Source organism: Rahnella perminowiae (assembly GCF_019049755.1).
Taxonomy (GTDB): Bacteria; Pseudomonadota; Gammaproteobacteria; order Enterobacterales; family Enterobacteriaceae; genus Rahnella; species Rahnella perminowiae.
Genome location: NZ_JAFMOS010000518.1, coordinates 1 through 14,305, shown reverse-complemented (window position 1 = coordinate 14,305; position 14,305 = coordinate 1). Strand labels below are relative to the sequence as shown.

The 14,305-nt window shown below is 53.0% G+C and carries 15 protein-coding genes; 7 read left to right on the top strand and 8 right to left on the bottom strand.

Going from position 1 to position 14,305, the window contains the following annotated elements:
• Positions 1 to 188 precede the first annotated feature (188 nt).
• The 6 genes from J1785_RS11310 to sapA all read right to left on the bottom strand — a co-directional run bounded on the left by J1785_RS11310 (position 189) and on the right by sapA (position 6,920).
• Positions 189 to 1,391 carry a CMD domain-containing protein gene (locus J1785_RS11310; RefSeq protein WP_217219422.1) on the bottom strand — a complete coding sequence of 401 codons (1,203 nt, stop codon included), beginning with the start codon at positions 1,389 to 1,391 and terminating at the stop codon, positions 189 to 191.
• Between the two features lie 206 nt (positions 1,392 to 1,597).
• The gene (gene sapF, locus J1785_RS11305; RefSeq protein ID WP_129951674.1) at positions 1,598 to 2,407 is read right to left on the bottom strand and encodes a putrescine export ABC transporter ATP-binding protein SapF; all 810 of its coding nucleotides are present in this window, start codon (positions 2,405 to 2,407) and stop codon (positions 1,598 to 1,600) included.
• The gene (sapD, locus tag J1785_RS11300; protein WP_129951673.1) at positions 2,407 to 3,399 is read right to left on the bottom strand and encodes a putrescine export ABC transporter ATP-binding protein SapD; all 993 of its coding nucleotides are present in this window, start codon (positions 3,397 to 3,399) and stop codon (positions 2,407 to 2,409) included. Before sapD ends, sapF begins: the two co-directional genes overlap by 1 nt.
• Positions 3,399 to 4,289 carry a putrescine export ABC transporter permease SapC gene (gene sapC, locus J1785_RS11295; RefSeq protein ID WP_129951672.1) on the bottom strand — a complete coding sequence of 297 codons (891 nt, stop codon included), beginning with the start codon at positions 4,287 to 4,289 and terminating at the stop codon, positions 3,399 to 3,401. Before sapC ends, sapD begins: the two co-directional genes overlap by 1 nt.
• Complete coding sequence (sapB, locus tag J1785_RS11290) at positions 4,276 to 5,241, bottom strand: putrescine export ABC transporter permease SapB (RefSeq protein ID WP_129951671.1); 966 nt, start codon at positions 5,239 to 5,241, stop codon at positions 4,276 to 4,278. The genes sapC and sapB overlap by 14 nt, the downstream gene beginning before the upstream one ends.
• The gene (gene sapA, locus J1785_RS11285; protein WP_217219421.1) at positions 5,238 to 6,920 is read right to left on the bottom strand and encodes an ABC transporter substrate-binding protein SapA; all 1,683 of its coding nucleotides are present in this window, start codon (positions 6,918 to 6,920) and stop codon (positions 5,238 to 5,240) included. The genes sapB and sapA overlap by 4 nt, the downstream gene beginning before the upstream one ends.
• Positions 6,921 to 7,137: 217 nt before the next feature.
• On the opposite strand from sapA, the gene zigA reads away from it, so the two are divergent.
• Positions 7,138 to 8,325, top strand: a complete 1,188-nt coding sequence (gene zigA, locus J1785_RS11280) for a zinc metallochaperone GTPase ZigA (protein WP_217219423.1) — start codon at positions 7,138 to 7,140, stop codon at positions 8,323 to 8,325.
• A 220-nt stretch (positions 8,326 to 8,545) separates the two neighbouring features.
• Here zigA and pspF read toward each other — a convergent pair whose 3' ends face one another.
• Positions 8,546 to 9,553: a phage shock protein operon transcriptional activator gene (gene pspF / locus J1785_RS11275; protein WP_217219420.1), complete on the bottom strand. Its 1,008-nt coding sequence runs from the start codon at positions 9,551 to 9,553 to the stop codon at positions 8,546 to 8,548.
• Positions 9,554 to 9,786: 233 nt separating this feature from the next.
• Here pspF and pspA point away from each other — a divergent pair, with 233 nt between their 5' ends.
• The 6 genes from pspA (at position 9,787) to J1785_RS11245 (ending at position 13,901) form a co-directional block, all read left to right on the top strand.
• Positions 9,787 to 10,458: a phage shock protein PspA gene (gene pspA, locus J1785_RS11270; RefSeq protein ID WP_129951668.1), complete on the top strand. Its 672-nt coding sequence runs from the start codon at positions 9,787 to 9,789 to the stop codon at positions 10,456 to 10,458.
• An 86-nt stretch (positions 10,459 to 10,544) separates the two neighbouring features.
• Positions 10,545 to 10,772 carry an envelope stress response membrane protein PspB gene (gene pspB / locus J1785_RS11265; protein WP_129990422.1) on the top strand — a complete coding sequence of 76 codons (228 nt, stop codon included), beginning with the start codon at positions 10,545 to 10,547 and terminating at the stop codon, positions 10,770 to 10,772.
• Positions 10,772 to 11,131 carry an envelope stress response membrane protein PspC gene (pspC, locus tag J1785_RS11260; RefSeq protein WP_217219419.1) on the top strand — a complete coding sequence of 120 codons (360 nt, stop codon included), beginning with the start codon at positions 10,772 to 10,774 and terminating at the stop codon, positions 11,129 to 11,131. The genes pspB and pspC overlap by 1 nt, the downstream gene beginning before the upstream one ends.
• Positions 11,132 to 11,213: 82 nt before the next feature.
• The gene (locus tag J1785_RS11255) at positions 11,214 to 11,465 is read left to right on the top strand and encodes a phage shock protein PspD (protein ID WP_129951665.1); all 252 of its coding nucleotides are present in this window, start codon (positions 11,214 to 11,216) and stop codon (positions 11,463 to 11,465) included.
• Positions 11,440 to 12,837: a YcjX family GTP-binding protein gene (locus J1785_RS11250; protein WP_217219418.1), complete on the top strand. Its 1,398-nt coding sequence runs from the start codon at positions 11,440 to 11,442 to the stop codon at positions 12,835 to 12,837. Before J1785_RS11255 ends, J1785_RS11250 begins: the two co-directional genes overlap by 26 nt.
• On the top strand, positions 12,834 to 13,901 hold the full coding sequence (locus J1785_RS11245) for a YcjF family protein (protein ID WP_129951663.1): 1,068 nt from the start codon (positions 12,834 to 12,836) through the stop codon (positions 13,899 to 13,901). The genes J1785_RS11250 and J1785_RS11245 overlap by 4 nt, the downstream gene beginning before the upstream one ends.
• A gap of 85 nt (positions 13,902 to 13,986) precedes the next feature.
• Here the strand turns inward: J1785_RS11245 and J1785_RS11240 are convergent, their stop codons facing one another.
• Positions 13,987 to 14,178 (bottom strand): chemotaxis protein, encoded by a 192-nt coding sequence (locus J1785_RS11240; RefSeq protein WP_129951662.1) that lies wholly within the window; start codon positions 14,176 to 14,178, stop codon positions 13,987 to 13,989.
• Positions 14,179 to 14,305: the final 127 nt, after the last annotated feature.

Here is a 14,305-nt window from a genome sequence, read left to right as displayed (position 1 = left end):
CTGGAGATCTACCCGCAACGCCGCACAGTGTAATGTGATCAGCTTCTCGTTTTAACACTAAATTTCCGATTGAAAATAAGATTAATACGACTTATGCCGGTTAGGTGGTGCAGGGGTTTACAATTGGCATCACCGGCAGGTGAATATCCTGCCGGAATGAGGGGGTACAAGGAGAGTAAAAAGGAGGACTATTGATTCAGGGTATCGCCCAGCGTCTGAATCAGCCGGTTTGACCAGCTGAACAGTGCCGTTGTCAGCAGAATATCCAGAGATTGTGTTGCTGAATACCCGGCATCAGACAAACCATGCAGCTGGCGCGCATCAAAACGTTCCGGCGTCCGTGTCAGGGTGACCACCGCCTCCAGCAAGGCAGCCTCTTTTTTGTCTTGCAGATTTTTCGACAGCGTATCGATGGCATCATCACGGTGATTTTCTGTGAATAAATCATTAATCAGCCTCTCATTACCGCCCGCCTCGAGATACAAACGGCCGTGGATCCCGGCGCAATACAAACAACCGTTCAGCTGTGACGTGGTGACGGCAGCCAGCTCACGCCATGTAGCGACCGGATCCGCACCTGCCTGCATAATATTGTTAAATACTGCAGAAAATTCGCTCAGCGCGTCGGCATCATGTACCAGCAAAGTATAGAAAGACGAAGAGCGGGCATCAGGTGCGATTAAATCCAGCACATCCTGCTGATGCTGGCTGGCATCTTCCGGCACCACTTCAGGTAATCGTGACGTCCATTGCAACATTGCGAGTGAAAATCCTTTTTGCTCACATCCTTCCGGTGAAGGAAACCCCGGCAAGACGGCGGCAGCGCGTCCACGTAAACCATTAAGAACCGCCAGAACGCGCGCCTGATAGCTGACAAAGCCAATCAGCTGCGTAAAGGTCACGATATCGCGCGTGCTGAAACCGACATCATAAAGCTGATGCAACATCGGCACCGTAATCAGTGTTGGCTGGGTAGCAAGGAGTCGTGCGAACTGGGTAATGTGGGTCTGGCGGATGTTACTTTTACGGGAGGCATCAGGGCTGGGTAGCGGAGCGAGTCGGGCAGCGTAATGGCTACAGAGTATCTGTACGCCGGTGACCTGTGCCACTGTCAGAGCACTACTGAGACGGTCATACAATGATAGTGTTTCAGTACGCGAAACCTTCAGCGTGTCAGGAAACAGCACCTCATAACAGGTCCGGGATGCCCGAAGCAGTCGCTGGCGTTCATTAAGCAACTGGCGAAGCGTCGGGTCGAGCTGAGCATCAAGGCCCAGCAGAAAGCGATCCTGTACCAACGCAGCGTGGGGATCGAGCGGAAGATGACCATATTGGCTGGATTGTGTTTCATGATACCAGCCGCTGTGTGCGGCCTTGCGTTGTTGTTCCATGAACGGGTCCTTTCTTCAAGCCTGTTACTCAGGCAAATTATCAGACCCTATCGTTGCCGATACCGCTGTCGATATAAAATAATGTTAAGCGATAAATCATATCTAAAAGGAATAGAAGGGGGTGAATTTGCATAAAAAGAAAACGGTGACAGTTTCCTGACACCGTTTAGGGGGAGAATCTGCCCGTCTATTACCCTGCAGAGGGATTAATTACCGTCCCGACGCCAGGCATCAGCCGTCAGCGCTTCACCGAAGTGACTGGAAATCAACCGTTTGGTCAGGTCATGCAGCGGTGCTGCCAGCACTTCGGCCGTATTCCCACGCTCCACCACTTCGCCTTCGTGCATCACCAGTACCTGATCGCTGATGTGTTTCATCATGCCCAGATGCTGAGTCACATAGATATACGAGATGCCCTGTCTTTCCTGTAATTCGAGCATCATATTGATGATTTGCGAACGCATTGACATATCCAGAGACGCCAGTGCCTCATCGGCCACGATGACTTTGGGTTGCAGGATAAGCGCGCGCGCCAGTGCCACGCGTTGTTTCTGACCGGACGCCAGCATATGCGGATAATAATTAGCATGATCGGGCAGCATCCCGACCAGCCGCAACGTCTCGTTGATGCGTTGTTCGCGCTGTTGTGCATCCATTTCGCTGTTCAGACGCAGTGGCGCTTCAAGTAACTGTCCGATACGCTGACGCGGATTAAGTGAGGTGCTCGGATCCTGGAAAATCATACGGATTTGCTGGCTGCGAAAGCGATAATCACCAAACGCCAGCGGATGTTCATCAATGAGAATTTCGCCACCGCTTGGCTCGACCATGCCGGAAAGCATTTTAGCCAGCGTCGACTTGCCCGAACCATTCTCGCCGATGATCGCCAGCGTTTGTTTTTCGCGCAGTGTAAAACTGACCGGTTTCACTGCCTCGAGATTCATCTTGCGGAACAGTCCGGTGCGATAACGGAACGTTTTGCTCAGATTACGGACTTCGAGCAGAGTTTCGCCCATTATTGCTCCTCCATGTTCAGCGGGAAATGGCAGGCATACGCATGGGTTTTAGCCAGACGCAGACGCGGCGTTTCAATGCATTTTTTCTGCGCGTAAGGGCAACGTGGTCCCAGGCGGCAGCCAATCGGCAAATGTTCCAGCGAAGGAATGGCACCCGGCAAGGTATTCAGACGGCTTTTATGCGGTAATGAACGGCCGAAATCCGGCATCGCGCGGATCAGTGCCTGTGTATAAGGATGATGTGGCGAGGCCAGCAGTTCTTCACACACCGCACTTTCAACAGTTTGCCCGCAGTACAGCACATTGACGCGGTTCGCCCATTTGCTCATCATTTGCAGATCATGACTGATCAGCAAAATGGTGGTGTTATTGTTCTGATTGAGCCGCGCCAGCAGACGGAAAATCTGCGCCTGCGTAGTCGGCTCCATGGCATTCGTCGGCTCATCAGCAATCAGCAAGCGTGGCTGATTTGCCAGCGCGATGGCGATCATCACTTTCTGGCATTCGCCTTCAGTCAGCTCATACGGATAACTTGCCATAATATCTTTGTGATCTTTAATGCCGACGCGGTGCAGCAGTTCGATGGCGCGTTTTTTCCGCCACTTCCAGCGCTGATACCAGCGGCCTTTATAGGTCCAGCCGGGGATCGCCTGAATCAGCTGGCGGCCAATGCTTTCCGAAGGATCCAGACAGGACTGCGGCTCCTGGAAAATCATCGACACGTTTTGCCCGACCAGTTTGCGCCGCTCACGGGGCGTCAGTTGCAACAGGTCGATGTTATCAAAGCGCATACGGTCAGCCGTCACACGCCAGTTATCTTTGGTAACGCCACAAATCGCTTTGGCAATCAGGCTCTTACCCGAACCGGATTCCCCTACCAGCCCGCGAATTTCACCGGCGTTAAGCGTCATACTGACGCGGTCGACGGCTTTGACCGGGCCCTCGGCGGTCATAAATTCGATGGTCAGATTGCGGATATCGAGTAACGGCATTATTCCACCCCCGCGTTAATCGCCCGGCGCACACCGTCACCCAGCAGGTTGATCAGTAGCACGCTGATAAGAATGGCGGCACCCGGCAGCATGACTGTCCACGGCGCAACGTACACCAGTTCCAGCGAATCGCCGAGCATGGCACCCCATTCCGGTGAAGGCAGTTGCGCGCCCAGATCCAGAAAACCTAACGCGGCGATATCCAGAATCGCCATAGACAGGGCACGGGTAAATTCCGTGGCCAGCACCGCGACAATATTCGGCAAAACGGCAAAACGCAGGATTTGCCAGGTAGAGGCCCCATCGAGACGCACGGCAACCACATATTCTTTTTCCAGTTCATCATGCACGGCACTGTAAATGGTACGGGAAATACGCGGCAACAGGGCCAGCCAGACCGCCAGCATCGCATGTTCAAGCTTCGGGCCAATAAACGCGACCACGACAATTGCCAGCAGCAGGGAAGGGATCGACAGCAGTGTATCGAGAATATGGTTCAGAATGGCCGATTTCAGGCCACGGCTGATCCCTGCCAGCACACCGACAATGACGCCACATAATGATGCGGCCAGCGTGATCAGCAGCGCGCCGCCAATCGTCGGTGCCGCGCCGGTTAACATCCGGCTAAGTAAATCACGCCCCAGATCGTCTGTGCCAAGAAAGAACGACACATTGCCGTAGCGTGACCAGGATGGCGGCAACAGCTGATAGCCAAGAAATTGTTGATCGAGCGCGTAAGGGGCTAATAAATGGCCAAATATGCACAGCAATAACAAACCGAGCACACCGTAGAAACCAATCATCGACAGCGTGTCGCGATAGAAAATCCCCCAGGTGTGGCGCAGCGGGCTCGGAACCTGTTTTTCGCGGTATACATTATCGAAGGGCATACCATTCCTTATGTTTCAATGGATTCATCAGTGCACCCAGAATGTCTGAAAGCACATTGACCACAATGACCAGCGAGCCAACGACCATCACACCGGCTGAAATCGCCGCATAATCCTGCTGACGGATGGCGTTAATCAGCCAGCGTCCGATGCCCGGCCAGTTAAACACCACTTCGGTAATCATCGCCAGTGTCAGCATGGTCGAAAATTGCAGGCCGAGTTTTGGGATGATCGGTGGCAATGCATTGTGTAATACATGACGACGGATAATCGTAAAGCGTGATAAACCCCGGGTTGCGGCAGCTTTCACGTAGTTTTTTTCCAGCACATCATCGGTAGAAATGCGCATCAGGCGGATCACTTCAGTCGTCGGTGCAACGGCCAGTGCGGCGATCGGTAAAATCATATGGCGGATAGCGCTCATGATCATCTCATGGCGGTATGGCGAATCAGAAAGCCATGCATCAACCAACGTCAGGCCGGTGACGGTTTTCAACTGATAGAGTAAATCCAGCCGACCGGAGACCGGCAGCCAGCCCAGTTGCAGCGAGAAGAACAGCATCAGCAGCACCGCCAGCCAGAACACCGGGATGGAAAAACCGAGCAGGGCGATGCTGCTGATGGCCACATCCGTCCATTTTCCGCGCATCACTCCCGCCAGAATGCCAAGCGGGATGCCGACGACTAACGCCAGCGCAAAGGCCAGAACGCACAGTTCAATCGTGGCCGGGAAAACCGCTTTCAGCTGATAAGTGATGCCTTCGCCGTTGATGCTCGACACACCAAAATCAAACTGGCAAAGACCCGCAAAATAGAAGCGGTAGGCATCCCATAAAGAGGCACCGCGCAGTGGCGCATTCGGCGTGAAATAACTCAGGCTGAAGGCCACCAGACTGAGAAAAAACAACGTGACCAGCAGGAGCAAAATACGGCGTAGCGTAAAAATGATCATGGGGCTTTCCTTCCTTCGTCATCACGGCTCTTTTCATCATCACGAAACACGCCGGCAAAAGAGGAGTTGCCAAACGGGCTCAATACCAGCCCTTTAATATCGTAACGGTAAGCCTGAAGGCGCAGGGAAGAGGCCAGTGGCAACACCGGCAGCTCCTGCTCAAGTATCTTTTGCGCCTGCTGATAAAACTCAATGCGCTGAGAAAGTTGTTGTGACAGCAACCCCTGACGCAGCAATTCATCAAATTCCGGGTGACACCAGTGAGCATAGTTGGTCTGCGAATGAATCGCTGCGCAACTGAGCATCGGGCGGAAGAAACTGTCCGGGTCATTACTGTCTGTTGACCAGCCGGATAACGTCAGGTCGTGATTCATCTCCATCAGCTTTGCTTCCTGGAAACGTCCCTCGACCGGGACAATCGTCACTTTAATCCCCACCTGCGCCAAATCTGCCTGAATGAGTTCAGCGGTTTTCAGCGGGCTGGGGTTAAATGACTGTGACGCCGTCGGCACCCATAACTGCAGATTAAGGTTTTCCTGTCCGAGGTCTTTAAGGATTTGTTTCGCTTTATCCGGATTGTATTCCGTCACCTGCGCGTTGCTGTCATAAGCCCAGGACGCACGCGGCAGAATAGACGCAGCGGTTTCAGCAGTGCCGTAATATATGGACTGCATCAGGCGCTGATTGTTGATCGACAGCGCGACTGCCTGACGGATACGCGGATCATTGAGCGGGGCTTTGTTGGTATTAAAAGCCAGATACGCAACGTTCATCCCCGGACGCAGGGAGAGACGCAAACGCGGATCCTCACGTAATATGGACAGCTGACTGGCTGCCGGATAGGCCAGCACATCACATTCACCGGTCAGCAGTTTCGACAAACGCCCGGTGCCGCCAACGCCCATATCAATCACCACCTGCGACATGCGCGGCGTCCCTTTCCAGTACTGACCGTTGCGCGCCAGGCGTACATACTGGCCGGTGCGATATTCGCCTAACTGGAACGGGCCGGTGCCGACCGGCTGGCGATCAATCTCTTCTTCGTTGCCGGATTTTGTCAAATTCGCGGCATATTCAGCGGAAAGCACCGGTGCGTAGTGTGTCGCCAGATGCCACAGGAATGACGCGTCAGGATTATTCAGACGAAACTCGACAGTATAGTCGTCGAGTTTTTTGATGCTTTTCACCGCCCGGGCAAACTGCAGACTGTCAAAATACGGGTATTCCTCACCGTTTACAGCATGGTAATGATTATTCGGGTCGATAATGCGCTGGAAGCTGAACACCACGTCGTCGGCATTCATTTTACGCGATGGCGAAAACCAGCCGGTTTTCTGGAAAGGCACATCTTTGCGCAGATGAAAACGGTAGGTTGCGCCATCATCCAGCACTTCCCAGCTTTGCGCCAGTTCGGGGATCAGGCGATAGGTATAAGGATCAACATCCAGCAGGCGGTCGTATAACTGTGCGGCCAGCGTATCAATAATCAGCCCGCTGCTGGCTTTCTGCGGGTTAAAGGTATTGACCATGCCGTTAACACAATAGACAAAGCCGCTCTGGCGAATATCTTTCACCGGCGCACTGACCTCTGACGGGCTGGCGTGTGTTGGGGCAGTTTCAGCAAAGACTGCAGTGGACAAGCCGCTCAGTAAAAGCATCCACAAAGTTAGACGGCGCATAAAGGCTTCAAAGTTAAGGTGCAATACCGTCAGTGTATCGTACTCTGCCAGGTACCCCAATCCATTGAGCAAATCAGCGCATGATCCTGCGGCACTTCGCGCAAAAACTGGCCATCTGTAAATAAAACCCTTGAAATCGGCATGCTATTGTTATGTTATATTATAACAATAAACGCAGGCGAAAAATTCCTGCACTGTTCTCGCGATGAGGTTAATGATGTCCTTACTCCCCGTTACCGTGCTGTCCGGTTTTCTTGGCGCAGGCAAAACTACCGTTCTCAACCACATTCTGAACAACCGTCAGGGACTGCGTGTGGCGGTTATCGTCAATGATATGAGTGAGGTGAACATTGACGCCGCGCTGATCACTAACGAAATTACCCTTGACCGTCAGCAGGAAAAACTGGTGGAAATGAGCAACGGCTGCATCTGTTGTACGTTGCGGGAAGATTTGCTGATTTCAGTGCGCGGGCTGGCACAGGCCGGATGTTTTGATTATCTGCTGATTGAATCGAGTGGTATTTCAGAACCGCTGCCGGTGGCAGAAACGTTCACATTTGAAGATGAAAACGGTGAAAGTTTGTCGCAGTTTGCGCGGCTGGATACGCTGGTGACTGTTGTTGATGGCGTCAACTTTATGCAGCAATATCAGGAAGCACGGAGTGTGCAGGAGGCCGGTGAAAGTCTCGGTGAGGACGATGAGCGCAGCGTGACGGATCTGCTCATCGACCAGATAGAGTTTTGTAACGTGTTGCTGGTGAGTAAAACCGATCTTCTCGACAGCCGGCAGCAGCGCGAAGTGATTGCGTTGCTGAAAAGCCTCAATCCTGATGCGCACATTATTCCGATTTCCCCTGGCAGCCTGCCGCTGGACACCGTGCTGAATACACACCGGTTTGATTTCGCCAAAGCACAACAGGCGCCGGGCTGGCTGAAAGAGTTACGGGGTGAACATAAACCGGAGACTGAAGAGTACGGCATCAGCAGTTTTGTCTACACCGCGCGCAGGCCGTTTGATCCGGATAAATTTTACCGCGTGGTGCATGGTGACTGGGGCGGCGGCACTTTACTGCGCTCCAAAGGCTTTTTCTGGCTGGCGTCACGTCCGCGTTTTGCCGGCCAATGGAGTCAGGCGGGGGGGATTGCGCGTTATGGCATGGCAGGTATTTTCTGGCGTTCTCTGCCGGAAAGCGACTGGCCGAAGGATGATGAAACCCGTGAACACATTTTGGAAAAATGGGTAGAGCCGTTTGGAGATATGCGACAGGAACTGGTCTTTATCGGTCAGCACATGAATAAAGAAGAGATTATCCGGCGGCTGGATGCGTGCCTGCTTAGCGAAGAACAGATGGCAGAAGGTATTGAACACTGGGTGAACATGGCTGATCCGTTCCCGGCATGGTAGTCCTTAGGGAGGGTAGGGTTGTTCAATAAGTAGCCATAATGTCATTGTGGTAATGAGAAATATTCTCAACAAAGTACTTTACAGACGATACTGAGAACCATTATCATCTTTTCACCGGACGAGAAATGCCCCGCCAGGGACGTTAATCGCGAGGTACGACATTGCTCACATTGCTTCCAGTATGACTTAGCCAGCTCGGGTGCTGGCTTTTTTTTGCCTGTTATTCAGCCGCTTCCTGCGAGTTCACCTGTATCCCGTGTTTCTTCAACATCCCGCGTAACTGATGATACGTCACGTTCAGCAGCTCAGCGGCTTTACGCTGATTAAACCGCGCCTGCCGCAAAGCCTGTCCGATCAGATTTTTTTCCTGCCCGGTGAGCCATTGCTTAATATCCAGCGGCAGTGTCGGCAGGTTTTCGTGCTTACTGTCATCAGCCGGTTCCGCAACGCCGTTGCGCGGTGTGAACGGGTTCAGAATGATATTATCAAGCGGAAAATCACTGGTGCCATGGCGGTACATCGAACGTTCCACCACATTTTTCAGCTCACGGATATTGCCCGGCCATTGATACGTCAGCAGCGTCTCCCGGGCGTACTCTGTAAATCCGGGAAATAAAGGCAGGGAAAGTTCACGACACATCTGGATGGCAAAATGTTCGGCCAGTAACATGATGTCCTGCTGACGTTCGCGCAGGGGCGGTAATTGCACCACATCAAACGCCAGCCGGTCAAGCAGGTCAGCGCGGAATTTCCCTTCAGCGGCCAGCTTCGGCAAATCATCATTCGTCGCACACACCAGACGGACATCCACCTGCAACGGCTGGCTGCCGCCGACGCGTTCCAGATGACCGTATTCGATCACGCGCAGCAGTTTTTCCTGTACCAGCATGGGGGCTGTCGCCAGTTCATCAAGAAATAACGTGCCGCCATCCGCACGTTCAAAGCGCCCGAGATGACGTTTCTGCGCACCGGTAAACGCGCCTGCTTCATGGCCGAACAGTTCAGAATCCAGCAGGTTTTCATTGAGCGCCGCACAGTTAAGTGAAATAAACGGCCCCTGCCAGCGGGGTGAAAGATAATGCAGACGATGCGCGATCAGTTCCTTACCGCTGCCGCGTTCGCCGGTGACCAGAACCGGCTTGTTCAGCTTCGCCAGTTGTGAAACCTGTTCCAGCACCTCAATGAAGGCGTTGGCTTCGCCAAGTAAATTGTCTGTGTTATCCGTCATTTGGCTTTCCTTGTGTGGTGAAAAACACTAACACTTAGTGAAAATCGTCATCCCGAAAAATAAGCATAGCAGAGGCAACGCTGAAAAATTCAATTTATTCATGCAGATAATAATTTAAAAAAGTTGGCACGGATCCTGATATAGGTTTATCACTGCAGTGAAAAAATCACCTGCGGCTTTAACCGGTAATCATTTGGCCGGAAACCAAACAGAAACAAAGAGGAATTTCGATTATGGGTATTTTTTCTCGCTTCGCTGACATCATTAACGCCAACATCAATACCTTGCTGGATAAAGCAGAAGATCCGCAAAAACTGGTTCGTCTGATGATTCAGGAAATGGAAGACACGCTGGTGGAGCTGCGTTCTACCTCGGCCCGTGCGCTGGCAGAAAAGAAACAATTGATCCGCCGTATCGATCAGGGTGAATCCCAGCAGATTGAATGGCAGGACAAAGCTGAACTGGCGCTGCGTAAAGATAAAGACGATCTGGCGCGTGCGGCGTTGATCGAAAAGCAAAAATTGTCCGAGTTAGTCACTACGCTGAAAAACGAAGTGGCCGTGGTAGAAGAAACCCTGGACCGGATGAAGTCAGAAATTGGCGAGCTGGAAAGCAAACTGACCGAAACCCGTGCCCGCCAGCAGGCGCTGACCTTACGTCATCAGGCTGCGGCGTCTTCCCGTGACGTTCGCCGTCAGCTTGACAGTGGTAAAATTGATGAAGCCATGGCGCGTTTTGAGCAGTTTGAACGCCGTATAGATCATATGGAAGCGGAAGCAGAAAGTGTCAGCATCGGTAAAAAGAAATCGCTGGATCAGCAATTCGCTGAACTCAAAGCCGACGATGAAATCAGCGCACAGATTGCTGCCCTGAAAGCGAAAATGAACAGCACTCCGGACGCGTAATATTTGCTACCCAACCTGCCTGTTCACCGGCAGGTTGGGCAGGGTTAACAAATTAATAAGACTCATCAAAATCTAGGAGTGATGTAATGAGCTTCCTGTTCTTAGCCATCCCGCTGACCATTTTCGTCTTATTCGTGGCGCCCGTCTGGTTGTGGCTTCACTACAGCAATCGGCAGCAAAATGGCAGTCAGCTCAGTCAGCATGAGATGCAAAATCTCAGCAGTCTGACCCATGAGGCGCAGCGTATGCGTGAACGCATTCAGGCGCTGGAAGAAATACTCGATGCCGAACATCCGGGCTGGAGGCAATCATAATGGCGAATCGCCTGTCTGATAAAAAGTTGTACCGTGTGCCGGAAGAGGGCGTGGTAAAAGGTGTGCTGGCGGGGTTGTCGCACTATCTGGGCGTGCCGGTAAAACTGCTGCGTATTATGGCTGTACTGTCGGTTTTCTTTGGGTTGTTCATGTTCACATTGGTGGCGTACATCATTCTCAGCTACGTGCTGGATCCTGTACCGGCCAGTGAATATGAGGAGGAAACTGCGCCATCGCCGAGAAATTTGCTGGAAGAGGCTGACCGTGAACTGAAAGCCAGCGAGCAACGTTTACGCCAGGTCGAACGCTATGTGACTTCGGAAACTTTCGGTGTACGTAGCCGGTTCCGCCAGCTTTAATCATTTTCACCGCCTTGCCTCTGGCCGCCGGACATGGCTCCGGCTGCCATTTTCCCTCTCACCTCCCGCTGAAGGAATCTTTATGACCCGTTCCCTGAATTCCTCGCTGCCGGGTAAGCGCAGCCTGTTTTCGAAAATTTTCAGCGTTATGATGACGCTGGCGCTGACTTTTGGCCCTGCCGGGCTGGCGGCGCGTGTGCTGGGCGTAGTGGGAAAAGGGCCACTACGGTATGTTTTAGCACTATTATTAGAACCGTTATTCAAACGTATTTTGACCGCGCTGTTTGGGCGCTACGCCAGGGAGAGCAATGAAAAGACTACAAAGCGACTTTAGTTCACTGATCAATCGCGGCATGGACAGGCATCTGCGGCTGGCTGTCACCGGCTTAAGCCGCAGTGGCAAAACCGCTTTTATTACCGCTTTCGTTAACCAGCTATTACACATGCACAGCGGCGCCCGCTTACCGCTGTTTTCGGCGGCCCGCGAAGAGCGGCTGCTCGGTGTGAAACGCGTCCCCCAACGTGATCTGGGCGTGTCGCGGTTTACCTATGACGAAGGTCTGGCATCACTTTATGGCACGCCACCTGCGTGGCCCACGCCCACACGCGGCGTCAGCGAAATCCGCCTGGCGCTGCGTTACCGCTCCAATGATTCCCTGCTGCGTCACTTTAAAGATACCTCCACGCTCTATCTGGAGATCGTCGATTATCCTGGCGAATGGCTGCTGGATCTGCCGATGCTGGAGCAAAATTATTCCGACTGGTCGCGCCAGATGGCGGGGCTGTTACAGGGCGATCGCGCAGAATGGGCAAAGCCGTGGCTGACGCTGTGCGAAAAATGCGATCCGCTGGCACCGGCGGATGAAAATTTGCTCGGCGCGATTGCCCAGGCTTACACCGGTTATCTGGTGCGTTGCAAAAACGAAGGTTTGCATTTTATCCAGCCCGGGCGTTTTGTTTTGCCGGGAGATATGGCCGGTGCGCCTGCGCTGCAATTTTTCCCGTGGCCCGAGCTGAATCGTTATTCGGATGCGCAGCTGGCACAGGCGGATAAAAACAGCAATTTTGGTATGCTGCGCACACGTTTCGATTATTACTGCCAGAACATTGTGAAGGGTTTTTATAAAGATCACTTCGTGAAGTTCGACCGCCAGATTGTGCTGGTCGATTGCCTGCAGCCGCTCAACAGCGGGCCGCAAGCGTTTAACGATATGCGCCTGGCACTGACTCAGCTGATGCAAAGTTTTCACTACGGTAAACGTACGCTGTTCCGCCGTCTGTTTAATCCGTGCATCGATAAACTGATGTTCGCCGCCACCAAAGCCGACCACATCACCGGCGATCAGCACGCTAATCTGGTATCACTGTTACAGCAACTGGTGCAGGAAGCCTGGCAGAATGCTGCGTTCGAAGGCATTAGCATGGATTGCGCCGGGCTGGCTTCGGTACAGGCGACGGAAACGGGCATGGTGGAATATCAGGGGCAAAGTTTGCCCGCGCTGAAAGGACACCGGTTACAGGATGGTGCGCCGCTGACCGTGTTCCCCGGCGAAGTGCCTGCGCGCCTGCCGGGGCATGCGTTCTGGCAAAAACAGGGTTTTCATTTTGACGAGTTTCGTCCGCGCGAAATGAGTGTGGACACCCCGTTGCCGCACATCCGTCTGGATGCGGTGATGGAGTTTTTACTGGGAGATAAAATGCGATGAGCGAACCGATAAAACCGCGTATCGATTTTGAAACGGAATTAACAGCGCCGGCGGAGCCGCTGATCAAACCGGCTGTGGCCTTTGACGCGCAGATTTCAGAGCGCTTTATTCCGGTTACCGCCGAGACAGATGAACATCAGGAGGAGGGCGAAGCCGAAGCGGTGCTTAACCGCGCGCTGAAACCCCGCCGCAGTTTATGGGGCAAAATTGTGCGCCTCGGCGTGGCGGTGCTGGGTATCAGCGTCGTGGCACAGGGCATGCAACGGGTTCATGAGGCCTGGATCCAACAGGACTGGGTGGCGCTCGGTGCCTGCACCGCAGGTGGGCTGATTATTGTCGCTGGCGTGGGGTCTGTTGCCACCGAATGGCGGCGTTTGTACCGCCTGCGTCAGCGGGCCAGTGAGCGCGATACGGCACGCGAATTAATGCACAGCCACGGGTTAGGGCAGGGGCGTGCATTCTGCGAAAAACTGGCAGCACAGGCTGGCCTGGATAACAGCCATCCGGCGTTGCAACGCTGGAAGGCCTCACTGCATGAAACCCAGAATGACCGCGAAGTGGTCGAACTGTATGCCCGTCTGGTTCAGCCGGTTCTCGACGTGCAGGCACGGCGTGAAATCAGTCATTCAGCCGCCGAATCCGCGCTGATGATTGCCGTCAGCCCGCTGGCTCTGGTGGATATGGCATTTATTGCCTGGCGTAACCTGCGACTGGTCAACCGCATCGCGGTACTTTATGGCATTGAACTCGGCTATTACAGCCGTATCCGGTTGTTCCGTCTGGTATTGCTCAATATGGCGTTCGCCGGCGCATCTGAGCTGGTGCGTGAGGTGGGTATGGACTGGATGTCACAGGATCTGGCCGCCCGGCTTTCTGCCCGTGCTGCACAAGGGATCGGGGCCGGTTTGCTGACCGCGCGTCTGGGCATCAAAACCATGGAGTTATGCCGTCCGCTGCCGTGGCTGGAAGGCGATAAACCGAAACTCGGTGATTTTCGCCGCGAGCTTATCGGCAAGCTGAAGAACAGCATGGTGAAAAGTGAGAAAACAAAAACAGGCGTGTGATATTACGTCAGTTTTGAGCGACAATAAAAAAGCCCCCAAATAAATGGGGGCTCGAATTACTCTGATTAACCTTTAAGACTGAAAACTAGGTTGTCAGATAGTTCTGTGCTTTAGCGAGACCATCGGAAATTTGTGAATACGCCTTGTTCACCGCATTACTGGTGTCACTTACCGCGTCCTGACCAAAGCTTGATAGGCGATCGGCAACTTTATTAACATCTTCCGACCAACCTGCACCATTAACCATTTCAATATCACGTTCTGTTAATTGTTTCATCTTAGGCCTTCCTTTTAATCTGTTAAAGCAAGTCCCCTGTAATACCGGGGGCGATGAAAACATTGAGTAAGTCTATGGAGATAATTTCTACGCAATGTCTTCACAGGGATTAAGCCTAGAGTACTGC

What these genes read in the sequence shown, in the direction of transcription:
- pspC (WP_217219419.1), top strand. Translation starts at nt 10,772, where the DNA reads ATGGCGAATCGCCTGTCTGATAAAAAGTTGTACCGTGTGCCGGAAGAG.
- J1785_RS11250 (WP_217219418.1), top strand. Translation starts at nt 11,440, where the DNA reads ATGAAAAGACTACAAAGCGACTTTAGTTCACTGATCAATCGCGGCATG.
- sapD (WP_129951673.1), bottom strand. Translation starts at nt 3,399, where the DNA reads ATGCCGTTACTCGATATCCGCAATCTGACCATCGAATTTATGACCGCC.
- sapC (WP_129951672.1), bottom strand. Translation starts at nt 4,289, where the DNA reads ATGCCCTTCGATAATGTATACCGCGAAAAACAGGTTCCGAGCCCGCTG.
- pspF (WP_217219420.1), bottom strand. Translation starts at nt 9,553, where the DNA reads ATGACGGATAACACAGACAATTTACTTGGCGAAGCCAACGCCTTCATT.
- zigA (WP_217219423.1), top strand. Translation starts at nt 7,138, where the DNA reads ATGTCCTTACTCCCCGTTACCGTGCTGTCCGGTTTTCTTGGCGCAGGC.
- J1785_RS11240 (WP_129951662.1), bottom strand. Translation starts at nt 14,178, where the DNA reads ATGAAACAATTAACAGAACGTGATATTGAAATGGTTAATGGTGCAGGT.
- J1785_RS11310 (WP_217219422.1), bottom strand. Translation starts at nt 1,391, where the DNA reads ATGGAACAACAACGCAAGGCCGCACACAGCGGCTGGTATCATGAAACA.
- pspA (WP_129951668.1), top strand. Translation starts at nt 9,787, where the DNA reads ATGGGTATTTTTTCTCGCTTCGCTGACATCATTAACGCCAACATCAAT.
- J1785_RS11245 (WP_129951663.1), top strand. Translation starts at nt 12,834, where the DNA reads ATGAGCGAACCGATAAAACCGCGTATCGATTTTGAAACGGAATTAACA.
- J1785_RS11255 (WP_129951665.1), top strand. Translation starts at nt 11,214, where the DNA reads ATGACCCGTTCCCTGAATTCCTCGCTGCCGGGTAAGCGCAGCCTGTTT.
- sapA (WP_217219421.1), bottom strand. Translation starts at nt 6,920, where the DNA reads ATGCGCCGTCTAACTTTGTGGATGCTTTTACTGAGCGGCTTGTCCACT.
- sapF (WP_129951674.1), bottom strand. Translation starts at nt 2,407, where the DNA reads ATGGGCGAAACTCTGCTCGAAGTCCGTAATCTGAGCAAAACGTTCCGT.
- sapB (WP_129951671.1), bottom strand. Translation starts at nt 5,241, where the DNA reads ATGATCATTTTTACGCTACGCCGTATTTTGCTCCTGCTGGTCACGTTG.
- pspB (WP_129990422.1), top strand. Translation starts at nt 10,545, where the DNA reads ATGAGCTTCCTGTTCTTAGCCATCCCGCTGACCATTTTCGTCTTATTC.